At 68.0% G+C, this 19,763-nt stretch carries 19 protein-coding genes; all 19 read left to right on the top strand.

Going from position 1 to position 19,763, the window contains the following annotated elements; genetic code table 11:
• The first annotated feature begins 1 nt into the window (after position 1).
• The 19 genes from AB7F12_RS08595 to AB7F12_RS08505 all read left to right on the top strand — a co-directional run bounded on the left by AB7F12_RS08595 (position 2) and on the right by AB7F12_RS08505 (position 19,763).
• Complete coding sequence (locus AB7F12_RS08595) at positions 2–994, top strand: ABC transporter ATP-binding protein (protein ID WP_428499580.1); 993 nt, start codon at positions 2–4, stop codon at positions 992–994.
• The gene (locus tag AB7F12_RS08590) at positions 991–2,043 is read left to right on the top strand and encodes an ABC transporter ATP-binding protein (protein WP_428499579.1); all 1,053 of its coding nucleotides are present in this window, start codon (positions 991–993) and stop codon (positions 2,041–2,043) included. The genes AB7F12_RS08595 and AB7F12_RS08590 overlap by 4 nt, the downstream gene beginning before the upstream one ends.
• Positions 2,044–2,131: 88 nt before the next feature.
• Positions 2,132–2,920 carry an SDR family NAD(P)-dependent oxidoreductase gene (locus tag AB7F12_RS08585; protein ID WP_428499578.1) on the top strand — a complete coding sequence of 263 codons (789 nt, stop codon included), beginning with the start codon at positions 2,132–2,134 and terminating at the stop codon, positions 2,918–2,920.
• A gap of 39 nt (positions 2,921–2,959) precedes the next feature.
• Positions 2,960–4,573, top strand: a complete 1,614-nt coding sequence (locus AB7F12_RS08580) for a UGSC family (seleno)protein (RefSeq protein ID WP_428499577.1) — start codon at positions 2,960–2,962, stop codon at positions 4,571–4,573.
• A 211-nt stretch (positions 4,574–4,784) separates the two neighbouring features.
• Entirely contained in the window at positions 4,785–5,396 is a 612-nt protein-coding gene (locus AB7F12_RS08575; protein ID WP_428499576.1) for a cysteine hydrolase family protein, read from the top strand.
• Positions 5,396–6,064 (top strand): cysteine hydrolase family protein, encoded by a 669-nt coding sequence (locus tag AB7F12_RS08570; protein WP_428499575.1) that lies wholly within the window; start codon positions 5,396–5,398, stop codon positions 6,062–6,064. The genes AB7F12_RS08575 and AB7F12_RS08570 overlap by 1 nt, the downstream gene beginning before the upstream one ends.
• A 50-nt stretch (positions 6,065–6,114) precedes the next feature.
• Positions 6,115–6,861 carry an aldolase/citrate lyase family protein gene (locus AB7F12_RS08565; protein ID WP_428499574.1) on the top strand — a complete coding sequence of 249 codons (747 nt, stop codon included), beginning with the start codon at positions 6,115–6,117 and terminating at the stop codon, positions 6,859–6,861.
• A gap of 50 nt (positions 6,862–6,911) precedes the next feature.
• Positions 6,912–8,291: a dihydroorotase gene (locus tag AB7F12_RS08560; RefSeq protein ID WP_428499573.1), complete on the top strand. Its 1,380-nt coding sequence runs from the start codon at positions 6,912–6,914 to the stop codon at positions 8,289–8,291.
• Between the two features lie 91 nt (positions 8,292–8,382).
• Positions 8,383–9,066: a GntR family transcriptional regulator gene (locus AB7F12_RS08555; RefSeq protein WP_428499572.1), complete on the top strand. Its 684-nt coding sequence runs from the start codon at positions 8,383–8,385 to the stop codon at positions 9,064–9,066.
• A gap of 289 nt (positions 9,067–9,355) precedes the next feature.
• Complete coding sequence (tcuA, locus tag AB7F12_RS08550; protein ID WP_428499571.1) at positions 9,356–10,879, top strand: FAD-dependent tricarballylate dehydrogenase TcuA; 1,524 nt, start codon at positions 9,356–9,358, stop codon at positions 10,877–10,879.
• A 72-nt stretch (positions 10,880–10,951) separates the two neighbouring features.
• The gene (locus AB7F12_RS08545) at positions 10,952–12,202 is read left to right on the top strand and encodes a cytochrome P450 (protein WP_428499570.1); all 1,251 of its coding nucleotides are present in this window, start codon (positions 10,952–10,954) and stop codon (positions 12,200–12,202) included.
• Positions 12,203–12,249: 47 nt separating this feature from the next.
• Entirely contained in the window at positions 12,250–13,143 is an 894-nt protein-coding gene (locus AB7F12_RS08540; RefSeq protein WP_428499569.1) for a hypothetical protein, read from the top strand.
• Positions 13,144–13,391: 248 nt separating this feature from the next.
• A complete protein-coding gene (locus tag AB7F12_RS08535; RefSeq protein WP_428499568.1) occupies positions 13,392–14,159 on the top strand; it encodes a polysaccharide deacetylase family protein in 768 nt (255 codons plus the stop codon).
• A gap of 85 nt (positions 14,160–14,244) precedes the next feature.
• A complete protein-coding gene (locus tag AB7F12_RS08530) occupies positions 14,245–14,664 on the top strand; it encodes a Rieske (2Fe-2S) protein (RefSeq protein WP_428499567.1) in 420 nt (139 codons plus the stop codon).
• A complete protein-coding gene (locus AB7F12_RS08525) occupies positions 14,600–15,769 on the top strand; it encodes an amidohydrolase family protein (protein WP_428499566.1) in 1,170 nt (389 codons plus the stop codon). The genes AB7F12_RS08530 and AB7F12_RS08525 overlap by 65 nt, the downstream gene beginning before the upstream one ends.
• Positions 15,770–16,127: 358 nt before the next feature.
• A complete protein-coding gene (gene cobC / locus AB7F12_RS08520; RefSeq protein ID WP_428499565.1) occupies positions 16,128–17,219 on the top strand; it encodes an Rv2231c family pyridoxal phosphate-dependent protein CobC in 1,092 nt (363 codons plus the stop codon).
• Positions 17,216–18,364 carry a Nif3-like dinuclear metal center hexameric protein gene (locus tag AB7F12_RS08515; RefSeq protein ID WP_428499564.1) on the top strand — a complete coding sequence of 383 codons (1,149 nt, stop codon included), beginning with the start codon at positions 17,216–17,218 and terminating at the stop codon, positions 18,362–18,364. Before cobC ends, AB7F12_RS08515 begins: the two co-directional genes overlap by 4 nt.
• Complete coding sequence (locus AB7F12_RS08510; RefSeq protein ID WP_428499563.1) at positions 18,361–19,101, top strand: zinc ribbon domain-containing protein; 741 nt, start codon at positions 18,361–18,363, stop codon at positions 19,099–19,101. The genes AB7F12_RS08515 and AB7F12_RS08510 overlap by 4 nt, the downstream gene beginning before the upstream one ends.
• Positions 19,098–19,763, top strand: coding sequence for a histidine phosphatase family protein (locus tag AB7F12_RS08505; protein ID WP_428499562.1), 666 nt, complete (start codon positions 19,098–19,100; stop codon positions 19,761–19,763). Before AB7F12_RS08510 ends, AB7F12_RS08505 begins: the two co-directional genes overlap by 4 nt.

The following is a 19,763-nucleotide window of genomic DNA, read 5'->3' as shown; positions in this document are numbered from 1 at the left end:
CATGCGCGTAGGTGAGACGCTGCTGGACGTCGTCGATCTGACGGTCGTCTTCGACGGGATCGGCAGCCCGGCACAGGCGGTGAACGGCGTGAGCTTCACCGTTCGGGCAGGGCGATCTCTCGGGATAGTGGGGGAGTCCGGGTCGGGCAAGAGCGTCACGGCACAGGCGATCCTCCGCGTCCTGGACAGCCCGCCGGGGAGGGTCGAAGGTGGACGTGTCCTGTTCGACGGTGTGGATCTCCTCGAAGTCCCGGAACGCCGGATGCAGGCGATACGCGGCAGGCAGATCGCCATCGTCTTCCAGGACGCCCTCACCTCACTGAACCCGAGGCTCAAGGTCGGTTACCAACTGGTGGAGGCCGCCCGGCAGGCGGACCGTGAACTGACGAAGGAAGCAGCGCGTGAGCGCGCGGTCCACCTTCTCGAACGAGTACAGGTTCCGTCGGCCCGGGCGCGGATGAACGCATACCCGCACGAGCTGTCCGGCGGTATGCGACAGCGCGTGCTGATCGCCATGGGTCTGATCGGCGGGCCCCGGCTGCTCATCGCGGACGAGCCGACGACGGCGCTCGACGTGAGCGTTCAGGCGGAGATCATCGACCTGTTGAAGTCCCTGACAGCGGAGATGGGCCTCAGCGTCATTCTGATCAGTCACAACCTCGCTGTGGTCGCCAACGTCGTCGACGAGCTGGTGGTGATGTACGCCGGCCAGGTCGTCGAGAGCGGACCGGTCTCAGCCGTCCTGCAGCGGCCGGCTCATCCGTATACGAAGGCCCTGCTCCGCTCGCTGCCGGACCTGGATCGGCCGAAGGAAGTGCTGCACCCGATCGGGGGTGCTGTTCCGAACCTGCACGACCTGCCGTCCGGCTGTCTCTTCGCACCCCGGTGCGATTTCGTCGAGGACCTCTGCGTGGGGGAGCGTCCACTTCTGCGCGAAGTGGGCGTCGGTAGCGCGCGCTGTCATTTCAGCGAGCAACTCGCGGTGTCGCCATGACCGCGATGGAAGTCGATGGTCCACCGCTGCTGGCGGCTCGAGACATCGAGAAATCCTTCTCCGTGAAAGGGCGGTCGGGGCGGCGCCGGAAGGAGCGCGTGCAGGCTGTCCGAGGCGTGTCGTTCGAGCTCCGGGCGGGCGAGACCCTGGCGCTGGTCGGCGAGTCGGGGTGCGGCAAATCCACGATCGCGCGCCTCGTGGTCTCCCTCCTTCGACCGGACCGCGGTGAGATCCTCGTGAACGGGCACAACGTCCTCGAGTCGACCGGTGCCGATCTGCGACGGCTCCGTCAGCGTGTTCAGATCATCTTCCAGGACCCGCATGCGGCGCTCAACCCACGAATGACGGTCCGTCAGCTTCTGAGCGAGGCGTGGACGATCCACCCGCACCTACGACCGGCGCCAGCCGACCGTGAGGACGAACTGGCTCTGCTGATCGAGCGTGTAGGGCTCCATCCGGACCACCTGGCGCGGTACCCGCATGAGTTCTCGGGTGGGCAACGTCAACGGATCGGAATCGCGCGTGCTCTCTCGGCCCGGCCGGAGGCGATCGTGTGCGACGAACCGCTCTCGGCCCTCGACGTATCGATCCAGGCGCAAATAATCGAGCTCATGCGCGAGCTCCAGCGGGACTTGGGACTCAGCTATCTGTTTATTTCGCACGACCTCGGTGTGGTTCGCCAGATTGCTGATCGGGTCGCCGTCATGTACCTCGGGAGAATGGTTGAGACAGGGGAGTCGGAGACGATCTTCCGCTCCGCAGCGCATCCCTACACCCGGGGACTCATCGCTGCCGTCCCGAGCATTCACAGCAAGGGCTCGGCCAGAGTGCGGATGGGGAGCGAGCTGCCGGATCCGGCTCATCCACCGTCGGGCTGCGGGTTCCGGACCCGATGCGACAGGGCCGAGTCCCGGTGTGCGGAGGAAGTACCGGAGCTCGAGCTGCTGGCGGCCGGACAGCGCTGCGCGTGCTTCGTCGCCCGGGAGGACGATCGGCACCGGATCTCGCCGGCCGTCCCCGCCACGGTGTGCGGGGACGACCTCTCGTGACGGACCTGTATTTGCCGATCAGCGCACCATTGCCGAGCGGCCGAGGGAATGCCCGGACGGGAGACCCGCAGTGTTGAGACTCGAGAACATGGTCGCGGTGGTCACCGGAGCCGGGTCCGGGCTGGGGCGGGCCGTCGCTCATGCATTCGCTCGTGAAGGCGCGGCGGTGATGTGCGTCGATATCGACGAGACGTCCGGTGCGGACTGCAGCTCGTCGATCCAGGCGGGCGGTGGGACCAGTCGATCCTCGGTCGCCGACGTCACCTCCGAAGCGGATCAGACAGCGATGGTGGAGGCCACGCTCACCGCGTTCGGCAGAGTCGACATCCTGTTCGCCAATGCCGGGATCAATATTCCGGGAAAAGCCCACGAGACGGAGCTCGAGGCATGGAACGCCGTGTTGTCGGTGGATCTGACCGGCGTATGGCTCACTGCTCGAGCTGTCCTTCCCACGATGATTCGCCAAGGTAGTGGGTCCATAATCTGCAACGCGAGCACAGCGGGACTGATCGGTGAGCTGGGAGACGCGCCGTATTCGGCGGCCAAGGGGGGTGTCATCGCGCTGGCGCGGCAGATGGCAGCCGAATACGGTCCGAGCGGGATCCGTGTGAACTCGATGTGTCCGTCCTTCGTGCTCACTCCCTTCGCCGAGGGCGTGCTGATGGAGCGCGATGCGAAGGCCGGTGTCGATGACCGGGAGCCGCTGTCGGACCGGCTGCGGCGAACAGCCCAGCGGTTCCCGCTCCGCCGGATCGGAGATCCGGACGACGTTGCTCACCTCGCGGTGTTCCTCGCGAGCGCCGAGAGCGGCTGGATCACCGGGGCGGCGATACCGGTCGACGGTGGTCTGTCGTCCGCAGCACGATTCCGTTCCTGAGTTGCTGGTCGTTCGCGTCCAGAATGAGAGGAGGCAAAGATGACCGAGAACGAGATCATCGACCCCAGGATGCCTGGTTCTGCGCCGCTCGAGCCGGCGGCGGGTACCGGCTCGGTGAGTGGCAAGAAGGTGCTGCTGTTCGACAACGGAAAGATTCGGTCCGAGTACGGGTCGTACGACGCAGCTTTCGAACTCTTCGCGGAGGAGCTCACATCTGCCGGGGCAACCGTGCAACGGAGGTCGGTGGACCTTCTCGGCGGCGGAGGTTTCAGCGAGCCCGCACTGCAGCAGCTCGCCGCGTCGATCGCCGGCAGCACCGACGCAGTGATCATAGGTTTGGCGGACGCCGGGGTGAGCGCACCATCGGTCGTGCTCGCAGCCCATCTCGAGGGCCTCGGGATTCCGACCGGTGTCATCTGCCAGGGCGTCGGGACGTCGGTCGTCCGCACGATGGCGAGCTTCCTCGTGCCTGGCCTGCCGATCCACGCGCTGCGGGTCTGGCGGCTGTCCGCCGCCGAGGACGTGCGGGTCGACGCCAAGGAACTGTGGCCCGATGTCCTCGCCGGCGTGGTCAGGACGGGAGACGGCGCGCCCCGCGCCGCCGGATCGGTGAGCACCGGCTGGCGGTTGCTGGATGTCGAGTCCGAGCTCAGTGACGGTGAGTTCACCGAGGTTGTCGAGTCCGACGGGTTCGGGGACGGGCTCCCGCTGATCGCGCCACGATCGGGCCTCGTCTCCACCATGGTCGAGGCGATGGGTGCGCCTGCAGACGATGTCGTCTGGGCCCCGGTGGGTGCGCGACGGTCCAGTGTCGTCGTCCGCGACGTCGCCGCGATCGCGGTGATGGCCGGTTGTCGACCCGCGGTGGGGCGGATCGTCCTCGAGGCGTTCCGATGCATGGCCGCAGCGGAGTTCCGTCTCTTCCAGGCGGCCATCACCGCCCATCCGAGCGGAACACTGGTTCTGGTCAGCGGACCGGCCGCTGACGCAGCCGGGATGAACTCCGGGTACGGATGCCTCGGGCCGGGATCGAGGGCAAACGCCACGATCGGGCGTGCAGTGGCGCTGAGCTACGGGTTCCTGTTGGGTATGCGGCCCGGCCACGGCGACATCGGTGTGCAGGGATCGCCGGCGGAGTATTCGTTCTGTGTCGCCGAGAATGTGGCCGAGAGTCCATGGAGCGGACTCAACGAGGATATCGCCGCTGCTGACTCGTCAGTCGTCCTGGTATTGCGTGCCGAGGGCGGTCATAATGTCCTCGACCACACGAGTCGCGATCCGCTGGCGCTCCTCGGCGGTATCGCAGACACAGCCAGCAGTCTCGGCGGAAACAACCTTTACAGCCCCGGAGCGCAAACGGTGATCGTATTGAATCCGGAGCACGCCAGGATTCTCGCCGAGGCTGGCTGGTCCAAGCGGGACGTGCAGATGTTCATCTTCGAGAATGCGCGGCGGCAGCGTTCTGACCTGGAAGGAAGAGGAATCACACCGAACTGGAAGCCGTGGGTCGGGCAGGCGGTGCCGATCGTCGAGAATCCGGACGACGTCGTCGTCGTGGTGGCGGGCGCGCCGGGCCCACAGTCGCAGGTGATCGTTCCGTGGGGATACTCGCGGGGGGTTGCAAGGCAATTCTCCGGAAGTATGTCGGAGTAATTCGTGGAGCCGAAGCGTGCAACCGGGACGGCGTGTCCTGCTGGGTCCGTCACCGTCCACGAAATTCTTCGAATGCTTGACCCGATTCGGTGTACTGCGGTATACAGGAATCGTGCGGTACTCGTGGAGGTCAAGAATTCGAGCCGATACGCACGGTCGGCCGCCTCGTGAAGCGCTCGACAGTTGATCTGGTGGTCGGAAGGAGGGTGGAGTGTTAGCGCTCATCGTGACCGGAATGCAGAATGACTACTGCAGTCCGAGTGGCGCGTTGTCGTCGACGGGTGCGGCGGTGGACTCCATCGCCGCGATGGCGCCGGCTGCGGAGGAGCTCCTGGAGCTGTGCCGGAGTTCCGCGGTGCCGGTGTTCCATTCCCGACTCGAGTCGCTGGCGGCGGGTGTGTCCGACTCGCCGGCGTGGACCGCCGGGTGTCGGCGCAACGGCCTGTCGGACGGGTTCGCCCGGTCGGGATCGTGGGGATCGCAGCCGGTCCAGGGGTTCGCGGACCGGATGGGCGAGTTCGTCGTACCCCGGTTTCGATCGGGTGCGATGTCCGACAGCAGCATGACGGTGCTCCTGCGGTCCGAAGGAGTCGACACGCTCCTCCTGGCGGGAGTCGAGACTCAGCAGTCCGTGCTGGCCACGGTCGTGCAAGCGGCGAATCTCGACTTCCGGGTCATCGTGATGGCGACCTGTGTGGCGAGCACGCGGGCGGACCTCCACGATTCCGCGCTGGACCTCTGCGAGGGTTTCGCCACCATCGAGCGTCGGCGCCCATCGCCGGCGGTGCTCGAATCCCTGAACACTCCGATTGGCGTCGGCTGATGCAGCGAATCTGGGGCAAGGACGTATTCAGCAGCGTCGCCGAGATCGTCCGCGTCGAACACACGGCGCTGCTCGTCGTGGATATGCAGAATGACTTCTGCGCCGAGGACGGTTACTACGGCAAGCTGGGAAAGGACCTGAGCGCGATCCAGCTGGCCGTGCGGAGAATGAGTGTCCTGGTGGACGCCGCGAGAGAAGCGGGCGTCCTGGTGGTGTGGATCCAGCAGACCCTGCTCCCCGATGCCCGTGCCGACTCAGCGGCGTGGCTTCGCCGACGGACGCAGGGGACTGCGCCGCCGGAGTGGACGATCGACGGCTCCTGGGGCCAGGAGTTCGTGGCACCGCTGGTGCCGCGGGCAGGCGAGCCGGTGGTGAAGAAGCACCGGTCGAGCGCGTTCGTCGGCACCCACCTCGACCTGATCCTCCGTTCGAACGGGATCGCTTCGGTCGTCATCGGGGGAGCAGTGACGCAGGGCTGTGTCGAGTCGACGGCCCGTGACGCGACGTTCTACGACTACTACGTCGTCCACGCGAGCGACTGTGTCGGCACGACCGACCGGCACGTGCACGACGCCTCGATGCTGTGCCAGAAAGGTCGTTACGATTTTGCGCCGAGTACCGCCATCCGCGAATTTTGGGCGGGAGAACGCACGGAGGCTTCAGGCTGATGGGTAGATTTCTGGACAAGCTGAGCAGTGGGGGTCGTCCCCTCGGGAGCATGGATACGATCGGGAGTCCGAGGCTGACCGAGGTGATGGGGTTCGCGGGCGTCGACGCCGCTCTGGTGGACATGATGTTCTGCCCGACCGACTGGTCCACGATCGCGGCCATGGTCCGTGCGGGGCAGCATTTCGACATGGATGTGCTGGTGCGTATCCCGGGGTACCCCTGGTTCGACCGCACCGACCACCACATGGCGGCTGATGCCGTTCGTGCGCTCGGCTGCGGTGCGTCAGGTGTGATGACGTCGTGCGCCACGGTGGAAGAGGTGGAGCAGCTCGTCGCGGTGTCGAAGGACTGGCATCGTGACATCCATCTGCACCCGTTCGGTGACGACGAGTTCGCCGAGTATGCGAAGACGGTTTCCGCGGAATGCCTCGTGATGCCGCTGATCGAGAGCGCGAGCGCAATCGAGAACATCGAGGGCATACTCGCGATCCCCGGATTGCGAGCGGTGTCGCTCGGCATGACCGACATCTCCCGGATGCTGGGACACGACTTCGAGTACGAGCATCCCGACGTGCGGAAGTTCACTGCCTCCGTGATCGAGGCCGGGCGCGAGCACGGGGTGCTCGTCGGCGCGAACGTCGGCTACCAGTTCTCACGGTCGGTGTCGGAGACACGCGCCCGGATCGACACCCTCACCGCCGAGGGATTCGACTTCCTGTGGCTGCAGAACAACGGGTTCGTGATCCAGTGGCTCTATCGCTCCCTCCTCGGGGTTGCGAGTGAAACCCCGTCGTGAGCGGTACCCGAACATCATGAACATCGCCGGAGACGCGGAGTGAGGTCATCGTGTACGACTGGCTGATCAAGGGCGGAACTGTTGTCAGTGGCAGCGGATCACGTATCGCTGATGTCGGGATCGTCGCCGACCGCATCGTGGAGGTGGCCCCCTCGCTGAGTCGCGGCGACGCGACGTCGGTGGTCGATGCGGGCGGAAGGCTGGTCCTCCCGGGACTCATCGACAGCCACAACCACCCGTACTACTACGACGACCTGGAGTCGTTCTCCTACGCAGCCGCGCACGGTGGTGTGACGACCCTCATGTCGTTCGCGGGTCGGCCTCTGAACTCCCCGGTCACGGACGTGATCGACATGGTCGACGAGTTCATCCGGGATGGTGAGCAACGTTCGTACCTGGATTTCGGCCTGCACGTCATCCTGACGCCTGCGGACGACCCGCTGGATGTTCTGGCCCCCTTGCTGGACCGGGGAGTCACCTCGTTCAAGATCTTCTTCGCGTTCCACCGGCAGAAGCGGATGTTCGCCGACGACATGGCGCTGGGCCTCATGCAGGCGATCGCGCGGGTCGGCGGGCTCTGCATGGTGCATTGCGAGAACGGTCTGGCGATCGAGCTCCTCGAGGACCAGATGCGGAGTGCCGGCCGGGTCTCGGTGTCGGACTACGTTGCGTCGCGTCCTCCCCAGCTCGAGGGCGAGGCCGTCTACAGGGCGCTGTCACTGGCCGAGGTCGCGGGCTGCGACTGCTATGTCGTGCATGTCAGTACCGCTGAGTCCGTCGACATCGTCCGCCAGTTCCGGCAGCGCGGTGGACCGGCCCGCTATGCCGAGACCTGCCCTCATTACCTGCTTCTGGAGGATCATGACCAGATCCGTATCGGCGGTCGGGCCAAGATCTCCCCGCCGATGCGGACGGCCACCGATCGTGATGGCCTCTGGCAGGGGGTTCTCGACGACGGCATCGACATCGTCGCCAGTGACTGCTCGGGGCAGACCTGCGTCGCAAAGCATCACGGCGAGCCCAACATCTTCGATGTCGCGTCCGGAATCCCGGGCGTCGAGCAGTTCTTCCCGTTGATCTTCAACGAGGGCGTGCACCGACGATCGGTCCCTGTGGAGATGCTGGTGAAGCGGGTCTGCGAACGCCCGGCGGAGATCTTCGATCTCCCGCGGAAGGGACGTATCGCAGTGGGGATGGACGCCGACGTCGCGATATTCGACCCGGCGCAGGAATGGACCGTCCGCGCGGCGGACCAGCACGGGAACTCCGACTACAGCTTGTACGAGGGGAGCCGCGTCCGCGGTCGGGCGCTGTGGACCATGCAGCGCGGGCGGGTCGTGCTGGACGACGGGGCCGTTGTGGGTCCTGCGGGCGGCGGCAGGTACATCCCGCGTTCGGTCAGAGGTGATGCTTCCACGTCATCGAACTGAGGGCCGTCGTACGAGGCATACCATGCCGACTGACAGTTCTTGTTCGGGTCCACAGGGTGGGGACCGTGTCCAACACGGCAAGGGGACATCAGTGTCGGGACTGCTGAACGGCGGCCGAGGCCATCTTCCAGATGGTCAGCAACGGCCGGCGCCGTACGAACGACTTCGTGACGCGATCGTCAGCGGCGCACTCGAGCCGGGGGCGCAGCTGGTGGAATCGGCGCTCGCCGAGTGGTGTGGGGTCAGCCGGACCCCGGTCCGGGAGGCGCTGTCGCGGCTGGAACAGGACGGCCTCGTCCGGCGGGGTGAGCGAGGTCTGGTCGTCAGGGAGCGCAGCCCGGAAGAGATTCTGGACATCTACGAGGTGCGCATCGTGCTGGAGGCGACGGCTGCGCGCGTCGCAGCAGCGAGGCGGACGCAGCTGGATCTGGTCCGGATCGAGCGCCTCATGACAGCGCTCACCGAGGTCGACACCAGCGATCCCGCCGAGATGGCCCGCAGGAACCGTGAGTTCCACAAGGGTGTCTGGGCGGCCTCGCACAACGAGTCGCTGGTCGACCTGCTGGGCAGGCTGAACATGCACCTCATCCGCTATCCGGCGACGACGTTGTCGTACAAGGACAGATGGGCGGAGGCGCTCGGGGAGCACAAGCGACTCGTCGCGGCGATCGTCGCGGGCGACGCGACGGAAGCCGGAAACATCGCGGAGGCCCATTTCTCGCGTGCACGGGACATCAGGCTGCGGGTCTGGGAACTGGAGGAGGGTCCCCTCTGACCTGTAGCGGACCTCTGCTCGGCGAGGGCAGAGGCCGGGTTCCGATCCCTGTCCCGGGGTCGACGAGGTTCCGGTCGGGCTCTGCCTCGACGGAACGGTCGGCCTGCGGGGTGACCGCGCCGTGCAGCGGGCACCACGGAAGCGGTCGCTAGACCGCGCGCCGGTCCGCTCTTCGGAGCGACGCTCGACCACCACGGCCGGACTCTGTGCACTGTCGGCCGACAGCTCAGAGGCGGATGGTCAGACCGACCACCCGTATGCAGCGGCATACACAAGCGTGGAGGTAGATGTGGACGCACGACAGCCGAACATGCGAGTCATCGTGGTCGGTGCAGGGAATGCCGGTCTGTGTGCGGCGCTGGCTGCCCGGGAGCAGGGTGCGTCGGTCACGGTTCTCGAGGCTGCGCCCGAGGCGGAGCAGGGCGGGAACACCGCCTACACGGCCGGCGGTATGCGCGTGGTCTACGAGGGCGTCGAGGACCTGAGGCGGTTGATGCCTGAGTTGAGCCAGCGCGAGGTCGACGACACCGACTTCGGCTCGTATCCGGCCTCCGCCTTCTACGAGGACATGGAAAGGGTCACCGAGCACCGGGCCGACCCGGAGCTCGTCGAGGTGCTGGTCGAGCGCTCCTTCCAGACGCTGTGCTGGATGCGCGAGAAGGGCGTCCGGTTTCTGCCGATGTATGGCCGTCAGGCCTTCAAGGTCAACGGGCGGTTCCGCTTCTGGGGCGGTATGACGGTCGAGGCGAACGGCGGTGGGCCGGGCCTGGTCAGTGCGCTGATGGCCGCCGCCGGGCGTGCCGGCATCACGATCCTCCATGACACCAGGGCGATCGGGCTCGAGCGGGGCGACGCCCGGGTCGAGGGCGTGCGGGTACGCCAGAAGGACGGTACGCGCGTGCTGGCGTGCGATGCCGTGGTCCTTGCGAGCGGAGGATTCGAGGCCAACGCGGAGTGGCGGACCCGCTACCTGGGTCCGGGGTGGGATCTGGCAAAGGTTCGCGGCACTCGTTACAACCAGGGCGATGGAATTCGGATCGCGCTCGATGTCGGTGCCAGCGCGGCCGGGAACTGGTCGGGATGCCATGCTGTCAGCTGGGACCTGAATGCTCCCGAATTCGGCGATCTGACAGTCGGCGACGGGTTTCAGAAGCACAGCTATCCGTTCGGCATCATGGTCAATGCGCGCGGCGAGCGATTCGTGGACGAGGGCGCCGATTTTCGCAACTACACCTATGCCAAGTACGGACGCGAGGTTCTGGCCCAGCCCGGCCAGTTCGCGTGGCAGGTGTTCGACGGGAAGAGCGAGCACCTGCTACGGGACGAGTACCGCATCCGCCAGACGTCGAAAGTCAGGGCCGACAGCCTGGCAGCGCTCGTGAAGCGGATGGACGGCGTGGACCCGGAAGGTTTCCTTCGCGAGGTCGACCAGTTCAACTCCGCGGTGTCCGACGTCGAGTTCGATCCGAACATTCGGGACGGTAAGCGCACGACAGGCCTGCGCATCGAGAAGTCGAACTGGGCACAGCGGATCGACACGCCGCCGTTCCAGGCGTTCGCGGTCACGTGTGGCATCACCTTCACGTTCGGTGGACTTCGGATCAGCACCGACGCGGAGGTCCTCGACAGCGAGGCTGCTCCGATCCCAGGCTTGTTCGCGTGTGGTGAGCTGGTCGGCGGACTCTTCTACTTCAACTACCCGGGTGGCACGGGGCTGACGTCCGGCTCGGTGTTCGGGCGGATTGCAGGATCGAGTGCGTCTGCATTCGCAGCCGACGGCAGGGCCGAGATCGAAAGCGTCGGCGCCCGGTAACAGTCGTGGCCAGCAGAGTACATCGAAGTCGACCGATCAGTCGCGCAAGACTCTGTCGATCGTGGAGGGCTGATGGCACTCGACCCTGTTCGTAGCCCCCTCGTCTCCGGAATGGTGCACGTCACCGATTCCGCAGAGATCGAGGAGATCCTGAAATCGTCCTCCTTCATTCAGGTCGCGTCCCGTGTCGGGCATTCACAGCTCATCCCCGGCGCGTTGTCGACCTTGGACGGGCTGGAGCACTCACAACGCCGGAGGATCGAGTCGAAGCTGTTCCGTCCCGACCGGATCGAGTACTACCGGCAGGCTGCGCTGTTGCCTTCCATGGCTGCCGCAATGGACGAGCTCAGGTCCCTGAAGGACGCGTCGGGGGTGGTTCGGACAGACCTCGTGCCACTGACATGGCGGATGGCGCAGGCCATCCCGGCGGTGCTGGCCGGCATCGACGGTGCCGGTGACGCAGCGGGTGCGGCCACACTGACGACGTACGTCAAGGACATTGCCGCTGCGGTGACGATCGGCTGGCAGGTCGGTGACCATGAGGAGATCCTCCGACGGGGCCTCGAGGCCCGGGCGGCTCTGCGTCGAGACTTCTTCGACAGCTCGGTAGCCCGGCGCCGGAACCTCCTGGCGGAGGTACGCGCCGGTCGGCGTGCTGCCGGGGACGTTCCTCGTGACCTGATCTCCTTGTTGTTGCAGAATCTTCGTCCCGACGAGGACGCCGGCACCATTCTCGCCGAGACGATGATGTTCCTGATGGCGTCCATCACCACCACGGCCGGCGCCTTCCCGCACTTCATCGTGCGGCTGCTCGACTGGATGGCCGACCATCCGGAGTACCGGCCCGAACTGGTGAACCAGGACTTCATCCAGAGAGCGGTCAACGAGTCGCTGCGGTTCTTCGTGGCATCGCCCGCGCGCCTCCGGGAGGCTCGTGAGGACTGTCTACTGGCGTCGACCGGGCGTCGCGTCACGGCCGGTGCGAAGTTCGCACTCTGGTTCGTGCCCGCGAACATGGAGGCCGCCACCTTCGGCCCGGACGCGCTCGAGTTCAACCCGTTGCGGGAGGACGGGCGGAACCGGCCGTGGGGTCTGGCGTTCGGGGCGGGTCCCCATTCATGTATCGGCCGTACGGTGATCACGGGCTTCCCGCGGCGCACCGCAGACGGTGGTAGCGCGCATGTCTACGGAACGATGACGACGTTGGCCCTGCACTTGTTCGAGGCCGGGCTCGAGATCGATCCGGACAGCCCGCCCAGGTTGACGTCATCGACGTTCTACGACGAGTACGTGTCGCTCCCGGTGACGTTGACCGCGCTCTAGGCGGGGGACATCCCGGTGCCTCACCGCTCGTGTCCACACTCGTCCGCATGTCGATGCGGGTCGACGATCCACGGGCACACACCACGATGATCGACGGAAGGCGGCGCACGGTGCACAACCATTCGGCGGCGGAGCTCGTTGCGGACGGACTTCACGTCCTGGGCGGATCGCTACCGTCGGACGGGCGGATCAGCTGGCTGCCCCCCGGCGCCGGGTCGCACACCCTCGTGAACTCGTATCTCCTCCTCGAGGAAGACGGGGCACTCCTGATCGACGGCGGCGTACCTGCTGATCGGGAGCGTCTCGGTCGCCAACTCGATGCGGTGCTGCCGGCGACGCGTCCGTTGTCGATCTTCTTCACCCGATTCGAGCCGGACTGTGTGGCCAACGGAGCGTGGCTGATGGGCAGACATGAGATCGAGAACGTCTACGGCGCGGGTGTGTCCAACCCGTTCGACTTCTTCGACGACATAGCGCAGCGAGAAACGATCCGCGCCGAACACTCGGCAGAGCTGATCAGGGTTCCGGCTCAGGGCGAAGTGCCTGTCGGCCGCTCGCGGTCGGTTCGACTGGTCGCACCCAGTCTTCGGCTTCTCGCCACGTCGTGGGCATTCGACAGCAGGACGGGGGCCCTTTTCACCTCGGACACGTTCGGCCATGTTCAGCTCCGGTCCGCCGACGATCGGCGAGTCCTGCGTTCCGACGACGACGACGACACAACCGTCGAGTCCGTGCGTCGACATCTCCTGACGAAGTTCGACTGGATCTCGGGCGCGGACCCGGAACCGCTCCGCAAAGACCTGCAGGCAATTTTCGAGGCGCTCGACGTTCTGGTCATCGCTCCGACCCATGGATGCCCGATCGTGGGACGTGCAGCAGTCGAACGTCACTACCGCCTGATGCTCGCGGCCCTCGAAGACCCGGCGCCGCCGCGTCGGTGATGCGGTCGATCCGGGCGCCAGGGATGCGACGCGGTCCTGCTGCTCCGGGACGCCGTGATGTGACATTCGTGGATCACGTTCCGGGGACGTTGGCTCCACCGGTGACCAGCAGGCCACAGTCCGCGGGTCGTGGGTTCCGGGGCACCACCCGTTCGTCATGTCTCACGAGACACGTGCACCGAGTCCGGTCGCCGGACCGGGGCTTGTCGACCATCGGGCCTGCGAGCCCGGAACAGATTGGAGCCGGTGTGACGAAGGAGCTCGACACCCGAAGGCTGGAACTCGAATGGTTCTTGCAGGACCTGGACGGAAACCCTGCCGGACGGGAGAAGGTGCTGAACCTTCACTCGAAGTGGTGGACCGTCGAGGACTACGCCAGGATCCTCGACGCCGCCAAGGCCAGTGGGACACGTGCGACGTTCGCGTTCCTGGGCCGCGACGTCCCGCACCGTACAGAGGTCATCTCCCGCATGGTCGACGAGGGACATGAGGTCGTGACGCACGGTTCCCGCCACTTTCTCTTCACCCGCCAGTTCAGCCGGCACGACGTTGCGCAGGATCTGTCGCGGTGTGTGGCCGACCTCCGTGCGCTCGGAGCCGGTGCCCGTGGCCTGTGGATGTGTGGGAGCGAGCGCCTCGACCGCGAGGTGCTGGCAGGTGTCGCGGACGCAGACATCGACTGGTTCCTCTCGCCCGTTCGCTATGTTCCTGCGGACGTTCCGGACGGTCTGCGCCACGTCCCGAGCTCGGACTACTCCGACTTGTCGCTGCTCTATTTTCGTGAGCTGGATGTCGCGAACGCGATGAACTACTTCCGCCGGACGTTCGCGGAAGGGAACAACGTTGTTCTCAGGTTCGGCGTGTTGATGCTGGCGCGCGGGCCGGCGGAGGTTCTCGCCGGCTGGACCGCGTTCCTGCAGGAGTGCTCGGGCGGTGTTCCCGTCGGAGAGTGGGAGGCAGGTGGCCCTCGTCCCGCCATCTACTTCGACGCGTCGAACCATTTGGGGTGGCCGTGAACCGCCGGGCCCGCGGCGGCGACACCCGCGCACCGGTGGACGACGACGCCCCGATCCATCCCACCCGCGACGAGGTGTCGATGTGATGGCGGAGGTGGCCCTCTGCCTGGCCGATGACGTTCCCCCCGCTGAAATGCGGGTGTTCGACGTCGGAAACGTTTCCGTCGTCGTCGTCAACGTCGGCGGTCAGTTCGTCGGACTTCGCAACTGGTGCCCCCACCACGGGGCTCCCATAGGGCGTGGACGCGTGGAGCGCACGCTGGTTCCCTCTGCGCCACACGATCTGGAACTGGGTCGAGATTTCCAGGTTCTCGTCTGTCCCTGGCATCGCTGGGAGTTCAACATGACGACCCTGCAATGCCTGGCAGATCCTCGATTCACGCTGCGCAGTATTCCGGTCCGGTTGTACGAAGGGCGACTGTATGCGCAGCTCGTCGAGGATGGCACAGGTCGATCAGATGATGATCCAGGGCGGCGGGGACATGTTGAGCAGACCGGTCATTGATTCCGACGTCCACCCCTACCTACCGGGGGGCGTGGTCGACCTCCAGGACTACATGGGAGAGGAATGGCATGGTCACCTTCGCGCCGGCCGACCTGAAGCCGGCGGCAAGGCCTCCTTCGCCCCTCCGTCCACCCATTACGTGAACCTCGGTGGCTCGACCCGGCTCGATGCAGCTCCGCCATCGGGCGCAGCGGCATGCTCGGACCCGGCGTTCAGCGCCGCTGACCTCCTTGATCGTCACAACCTGGGTGCCGCGGTCCTCATGGGCGGTGACATCCTCGGTCTCGGTGGCCTGGCGAATGCAGACCTCGCTGCGGCATTGGCTGCGGGCTACAATTCCTGGCTTGCGGACAACTGGCTGAACCGCGATCCCCGGTGGAAGGGCTCTGTGGTGGTGGCTCCGCAGGATCCTGTGCAGGCCGCCGAGGAGATCTCTCGGTGGGCAGATCATCCTTCGATGGTGTGCGTGTTCGTCCCCAACGCGAACGTTCTGCTCGGAAAGCGGCAGATGTACCCGATATACGAGGCCGCGGTGTCGTGTGGATTCCCGATCACGGTGCATCCGGGCGGAGTCGCGGCCGGCGTGAACTCGGCCCTCCTGCCCGTCCAGGCTCCATCGTACTTCGTGGAGTACCTGTCGTGCTCGGCCACGACATTCATGGCGCATCTGTGCAGCCTCATCTTCGAGGGGGTCTTCGAGCGGTTCCCGCGCCTCAAGGTGGGAATTGTCGAGGCCGGATTTGCCTGGCTGCCCCATTTTCTCTGGCGGATGGATTCGAACTGGAAGGGTCTGCGCCGAGAGACGCCATGGGTGCGGCGCCCTCCCAGCGACTACGTGCGAGAGCACATTCGGGTGACGACGCAGCCGATGTATGAACCTGAAAAGAGGTCGCATCTGCTGGAGATGTTCGACATGATTCACGCGGAAGAGGTACTGATGTTCAGCACCGACTACCCGCACTGGGACGGCGACGACCCCTCCGTCTCGATGCGGCGCATCCCGTCGAGCCTTCGTCGAAGGGTGTTTCACGACAATCCCCGGGATTTCTACCGAGGTGATATCTGCTCACATCTGGTCGGCGATCCGACCACGGGCGGGGGGTGAAGGCCGGCAGCCGCAGCGGTGCCGACGTCCACATACGCAGGGTGGATGGAGACCCCGGCTCGGCGCGAGGACCGCACGAGGAATGGGGCTCTCCCGGCTCGGCGGAAAGCGGTCCGCGGAACCGCCTGCGTCGGGTCGTCAGGTCGTGCGCGGGCCGGTCGTGGTGAGAACGGCTGTCTCCGGCACGCGACCAGTCGGGACGGGCACGTGCTGTGCCGCACGGCCGGGAAGCTCCGGCCATCGACCGGTATGACCTACCCCGATGCAGCGCACACCGTGCCGCGCAAACCGGCCGGCTCGCGGTGGTGAGGCTCGTCCCGGGAGGGGGCCCGGACCGATCACCGTAGGGTGGCGTCCCATGGTGCGAGACCACGACGACCCCGGCCCGCCCCCCGCGGACCCGCTGCGTCACCACGGCGACGTCGACACCGCGCCCGGCCTGCTCGACCTCGCCGTCAACGTGCAGGGCGACGCGCCGCCACGGTGGTTGCGCGACCGGCTGGCCGCGGCCCTCGACGACCTCGCCGCCTACCCGACGGCCGCCCACGACGCCGCCGCCCGCGAGGCCGTCGCCGCCCGGCACCGCCGCGACGCCGCCGACGTCCTCGTGCTCGCCGGCAGCGCCGAGGGGTTCGCGATGCTCCCGCGGCTGCGGCCCTCGCTCGCCGCCGTCGTGCACCCCGGGTTCACCGAGCCGGAGGCCGTGCTGCGCGACGCCGACGTGCCGGTCGTGCGCGTCCTCACCGACGCCGCCACCGAGCACCGCCTCGACCCGGCCGCCGTGCCCGCCGAGGCGGACCTCGTCGTCGTCGGCAACCCGACCAACCCGACCGGTGTGCTGCACCCCGCCGACACCGTGCGCGCGCTGGCCCGGCCGGGACGGACGCTGATCGTCGACGAAGCGTTCGCCGACGCCGTCCCCGGCGAACCCGAGTCCCTCGCCCACGACACCTCGGTCCCCGGGCTGCTCGTGCTGCGCAGCCTCACCAAGACCTGGGCGTTGGCCGGGCTGCGCGCCGGCTACGCCCTCGGCTCCCCGGAGCTCCTTGCGCGCCTTGCGGTCGGGCGGCCGCACTGGCCCGTCGGCACGCTCGTGCTGGAGGCGGTACGGGCCTGCAGCGAACCCGCCGCCGTCGCCGCCGCGGCCGACGCCGCGGCCCGGCTCTCGGCGTGGCGGGCCGAGCAGGCCGCCGCGCTGGCAGCCGTCCCCGGGGTGCACGTCGCCCCCGGCGTCGCGCCGTACCTGTTGCTCACCCTGCCGTGCGGGGCCGGCACCGCCGCGCGCGAACGGCTGCGCACCATGGGGATCGCCGTCCGCCGCGGCGACACGTTCCCCGGGCTCGGACCCGACCACGTCCGCGTCGCCGTCCGCGCCCCCCACGTGGCCGCCCGGCTGGCCGACGCCCTGCGGACCGCGCTCGCCGACGTTACGTCGGAGGCCGCCGCATGACCACGCTGCGCGAGGTCATCGCCGCCCTCGAAGCCGCGTACCCGCCGCGGCTCGCCGCCGACTGGGACGCCGTCGGCCTCGTCTGCGGCGACCCGCACGATGAGGTCCGCCGCGTCCACATCGCCGTCGACGCCGTCGCCGAGACCGTCGACGAAGCGCTCGCCGCCGGTGCCGACCTGCTCGTCACCCACCATCCGCTGCTGCTGCGCGGCGTCCACGGCGTGGGCGCCGACACCCCCAAAGGGGCGTTGCTGCACAGGCTGATCCGCGGCGGTGCCGCCCTGTTCACCGCCCACACCAACGCCGACTCCGCCTCACCCGGCGTGTCCGACGCGCTCGCCGCCGCGATCGGGCTCACCGTCGAGGGCCCGCTGCAGCCCGCTGCAGCCCCACCGCTGGACAAGATCGTCGCCTTCGTCCCGACCGGGCCCGCGCTCTCCACCGTCCACGAGGCGCTCGCCGACGCCGGCGCCGGTGAGATCGGCGACTACAGCCACTGCTCGTTCGCGACGGCCGGCACCGGCCAGTTCCTGCCGCACGAGGGCGCGACACCCGCCGTCGGCGCGGTCGGGCGGCTCGAACGCGTCGCCGAGACCCGCATCGAGATGGTCCTGCCGCGACACCGCCGCGGCGCCGTCGTGGCCGCGCTGCTCGCCTCCCACCCGTACGAGGAACCCGCCTACGACGTCCTGGAGCTCGCCGAGCTGCCGTCACCGCTCGGGCTCGGCCGGATCGGGACGCTGGACGTTGCGGAACCGTTGTCCGCCTTCACCGACCGCGTCGCCGCCGGCCTGCCCGCCACCGCGTGGGGCGTTCGTGCCGCGGGCGACCCCGACCGTGTGATCCGCCGCGTCGCCGTCTGTGGCGGCGCCGGCGACTCCGCACTGGAGGCGGCCGCCGCCGCCGGCGTCGACGCCTACGTCACCGCCGATCTGCGCCACCATCCCGCCTCCGAGCACGTCCTCGCCGGGACCGGGCCCCGCCCGCCACGCCCCGCGCTCGTCGACGTCGCACACTGGGCATCGGAATGGCCGTGGTGTGCGCAGGCCGCCGACGTCGTGCGCGCCGCGACAGGCGGTAGCGTCGACGTCGGTGTCTCGCGGTTGCGGACCGACCCGTGGACCATCGGAAGGAACCCCACATGAAGGCCGACCCAGCCGACCAACGCCGGCTGCTGGACCTCGCGGAGATCGACGCCGAGCTGGCCCGGCTCGCCCACCGCCGCCGCACCCTCCCCGAGGACGGCGAGCACGCCACCGCCGAGAAGGCCGTGCAGGCGGCCAAGGACAAGCTGATCGGCATCGAGACCACCGCGGGCGACCTCGACCGCGACATCCGCCGCATCGAACGCGACGTCGAGGGGGTGCGCGCCCGCACCGTCCGCGACCACGAGATGCTCGCCGCCGCCGGGGTCGGTGCCAAGCAGGCCGCCGACCTGCAGCACGAGCTCGAAACCCTCGGCCGCCGCCAAGGCGTCCTCGAGGACGAGCAGCTGGAGATCATGGAACAGCGGGAAGCGGTCGGCATCGACCTCGACCACGCCCGCGGCGAGCTCGCCACCGCCGAGGAGACCCTGACCGACGTCGCCGCCCGCCGGGAGTCCGCCCTCGCCGACATCACCGCCTCCGAGGCGGGGCGCCGGCGCGCCCGTGCCGCCGCCGTCGCCGCGATCGGCGCCGCCGACCTGCTCGCCGCCTACGAGACCCGCCTGTCCCAGGGCCGGGTCGGGGCCGGGCCGCTGCGCGAACGCCGCTGCGGCGCATGCCGTCTCGAGCTCGACCGCACGTTCATCGGCCAGCTGCGTGCCGCGGCCGCCGACGACGTCGTCCACTGCGAGGAGTGCGGCGCCATCCTGGTCCGCACCTCGGAGTCGGGTCTGTGACCTCGTCCGCCCCGGCGGCGAGCGCCGCCTGGACCGGCCAGGTCGGTGCGCCCACCCGGATGCTGCTGCTGCGCCACGGCCAGACACCGCTGTCGGTCGAGCGCCGCTACTCCGGGCACGGCGACCCCGAGCTCACCGAACTCGGCCGCGCCCAGGCCGCCGGCGCCGCCGCCCGCCTCGCCGGCGTCACCGGGATCGCGGCCGTCCTCACCTCGCCGCTGCGCCGCACCCGCGCCACCGCCCAGGCCGTCGCCGACGCGACCGGTGCGCCGCTCGTCGTGCGCGAGGGCCTGATCGAGACGAACTTCGGCACCTGGGACGGACTCACCTTCGCCGAGGCCCGCGACCTCGACCCCGACGCTCACGCCCGCTGGCTGGGCAGCCAGGACGTCGCCCCGCCCGGCGGGGAGAGCTTCGCGCAGGTCGGCGCACGGGTGATGATCGAGCGGGACGCGATCCTGGCCGAGTACCCGGCGTCGACGGTCGTCGTCGTCAGCCACGTGACCCCGATCAAGCTGCTGCTGCAGCAGGCCCTCGGCGCGGGCCCGTCGATCCTCTACCGGCTCCACCTCGACACCGCCTCGCTCTCGGTCGCCGACTTCTACCCCGACGGCGGCACCTCGGTCCGGCTGGTCAACGACACCTCGCACCTGCCGTCCTGA

This window comes from Pseudonocardia sp. (assembly GCF_050250275.1).
Taxonomy (GTDB): Bacteria; Actinomycetota; Actinomycetes; order Mycobacteriales; family Pseudonocardiaceae; genus Pseudonocardia.
The sequence above is the reverse complement of the archived record's forward strand: the minus strand, read 5'-3'. Positions and strand labels throughout refer to the sequence as shown.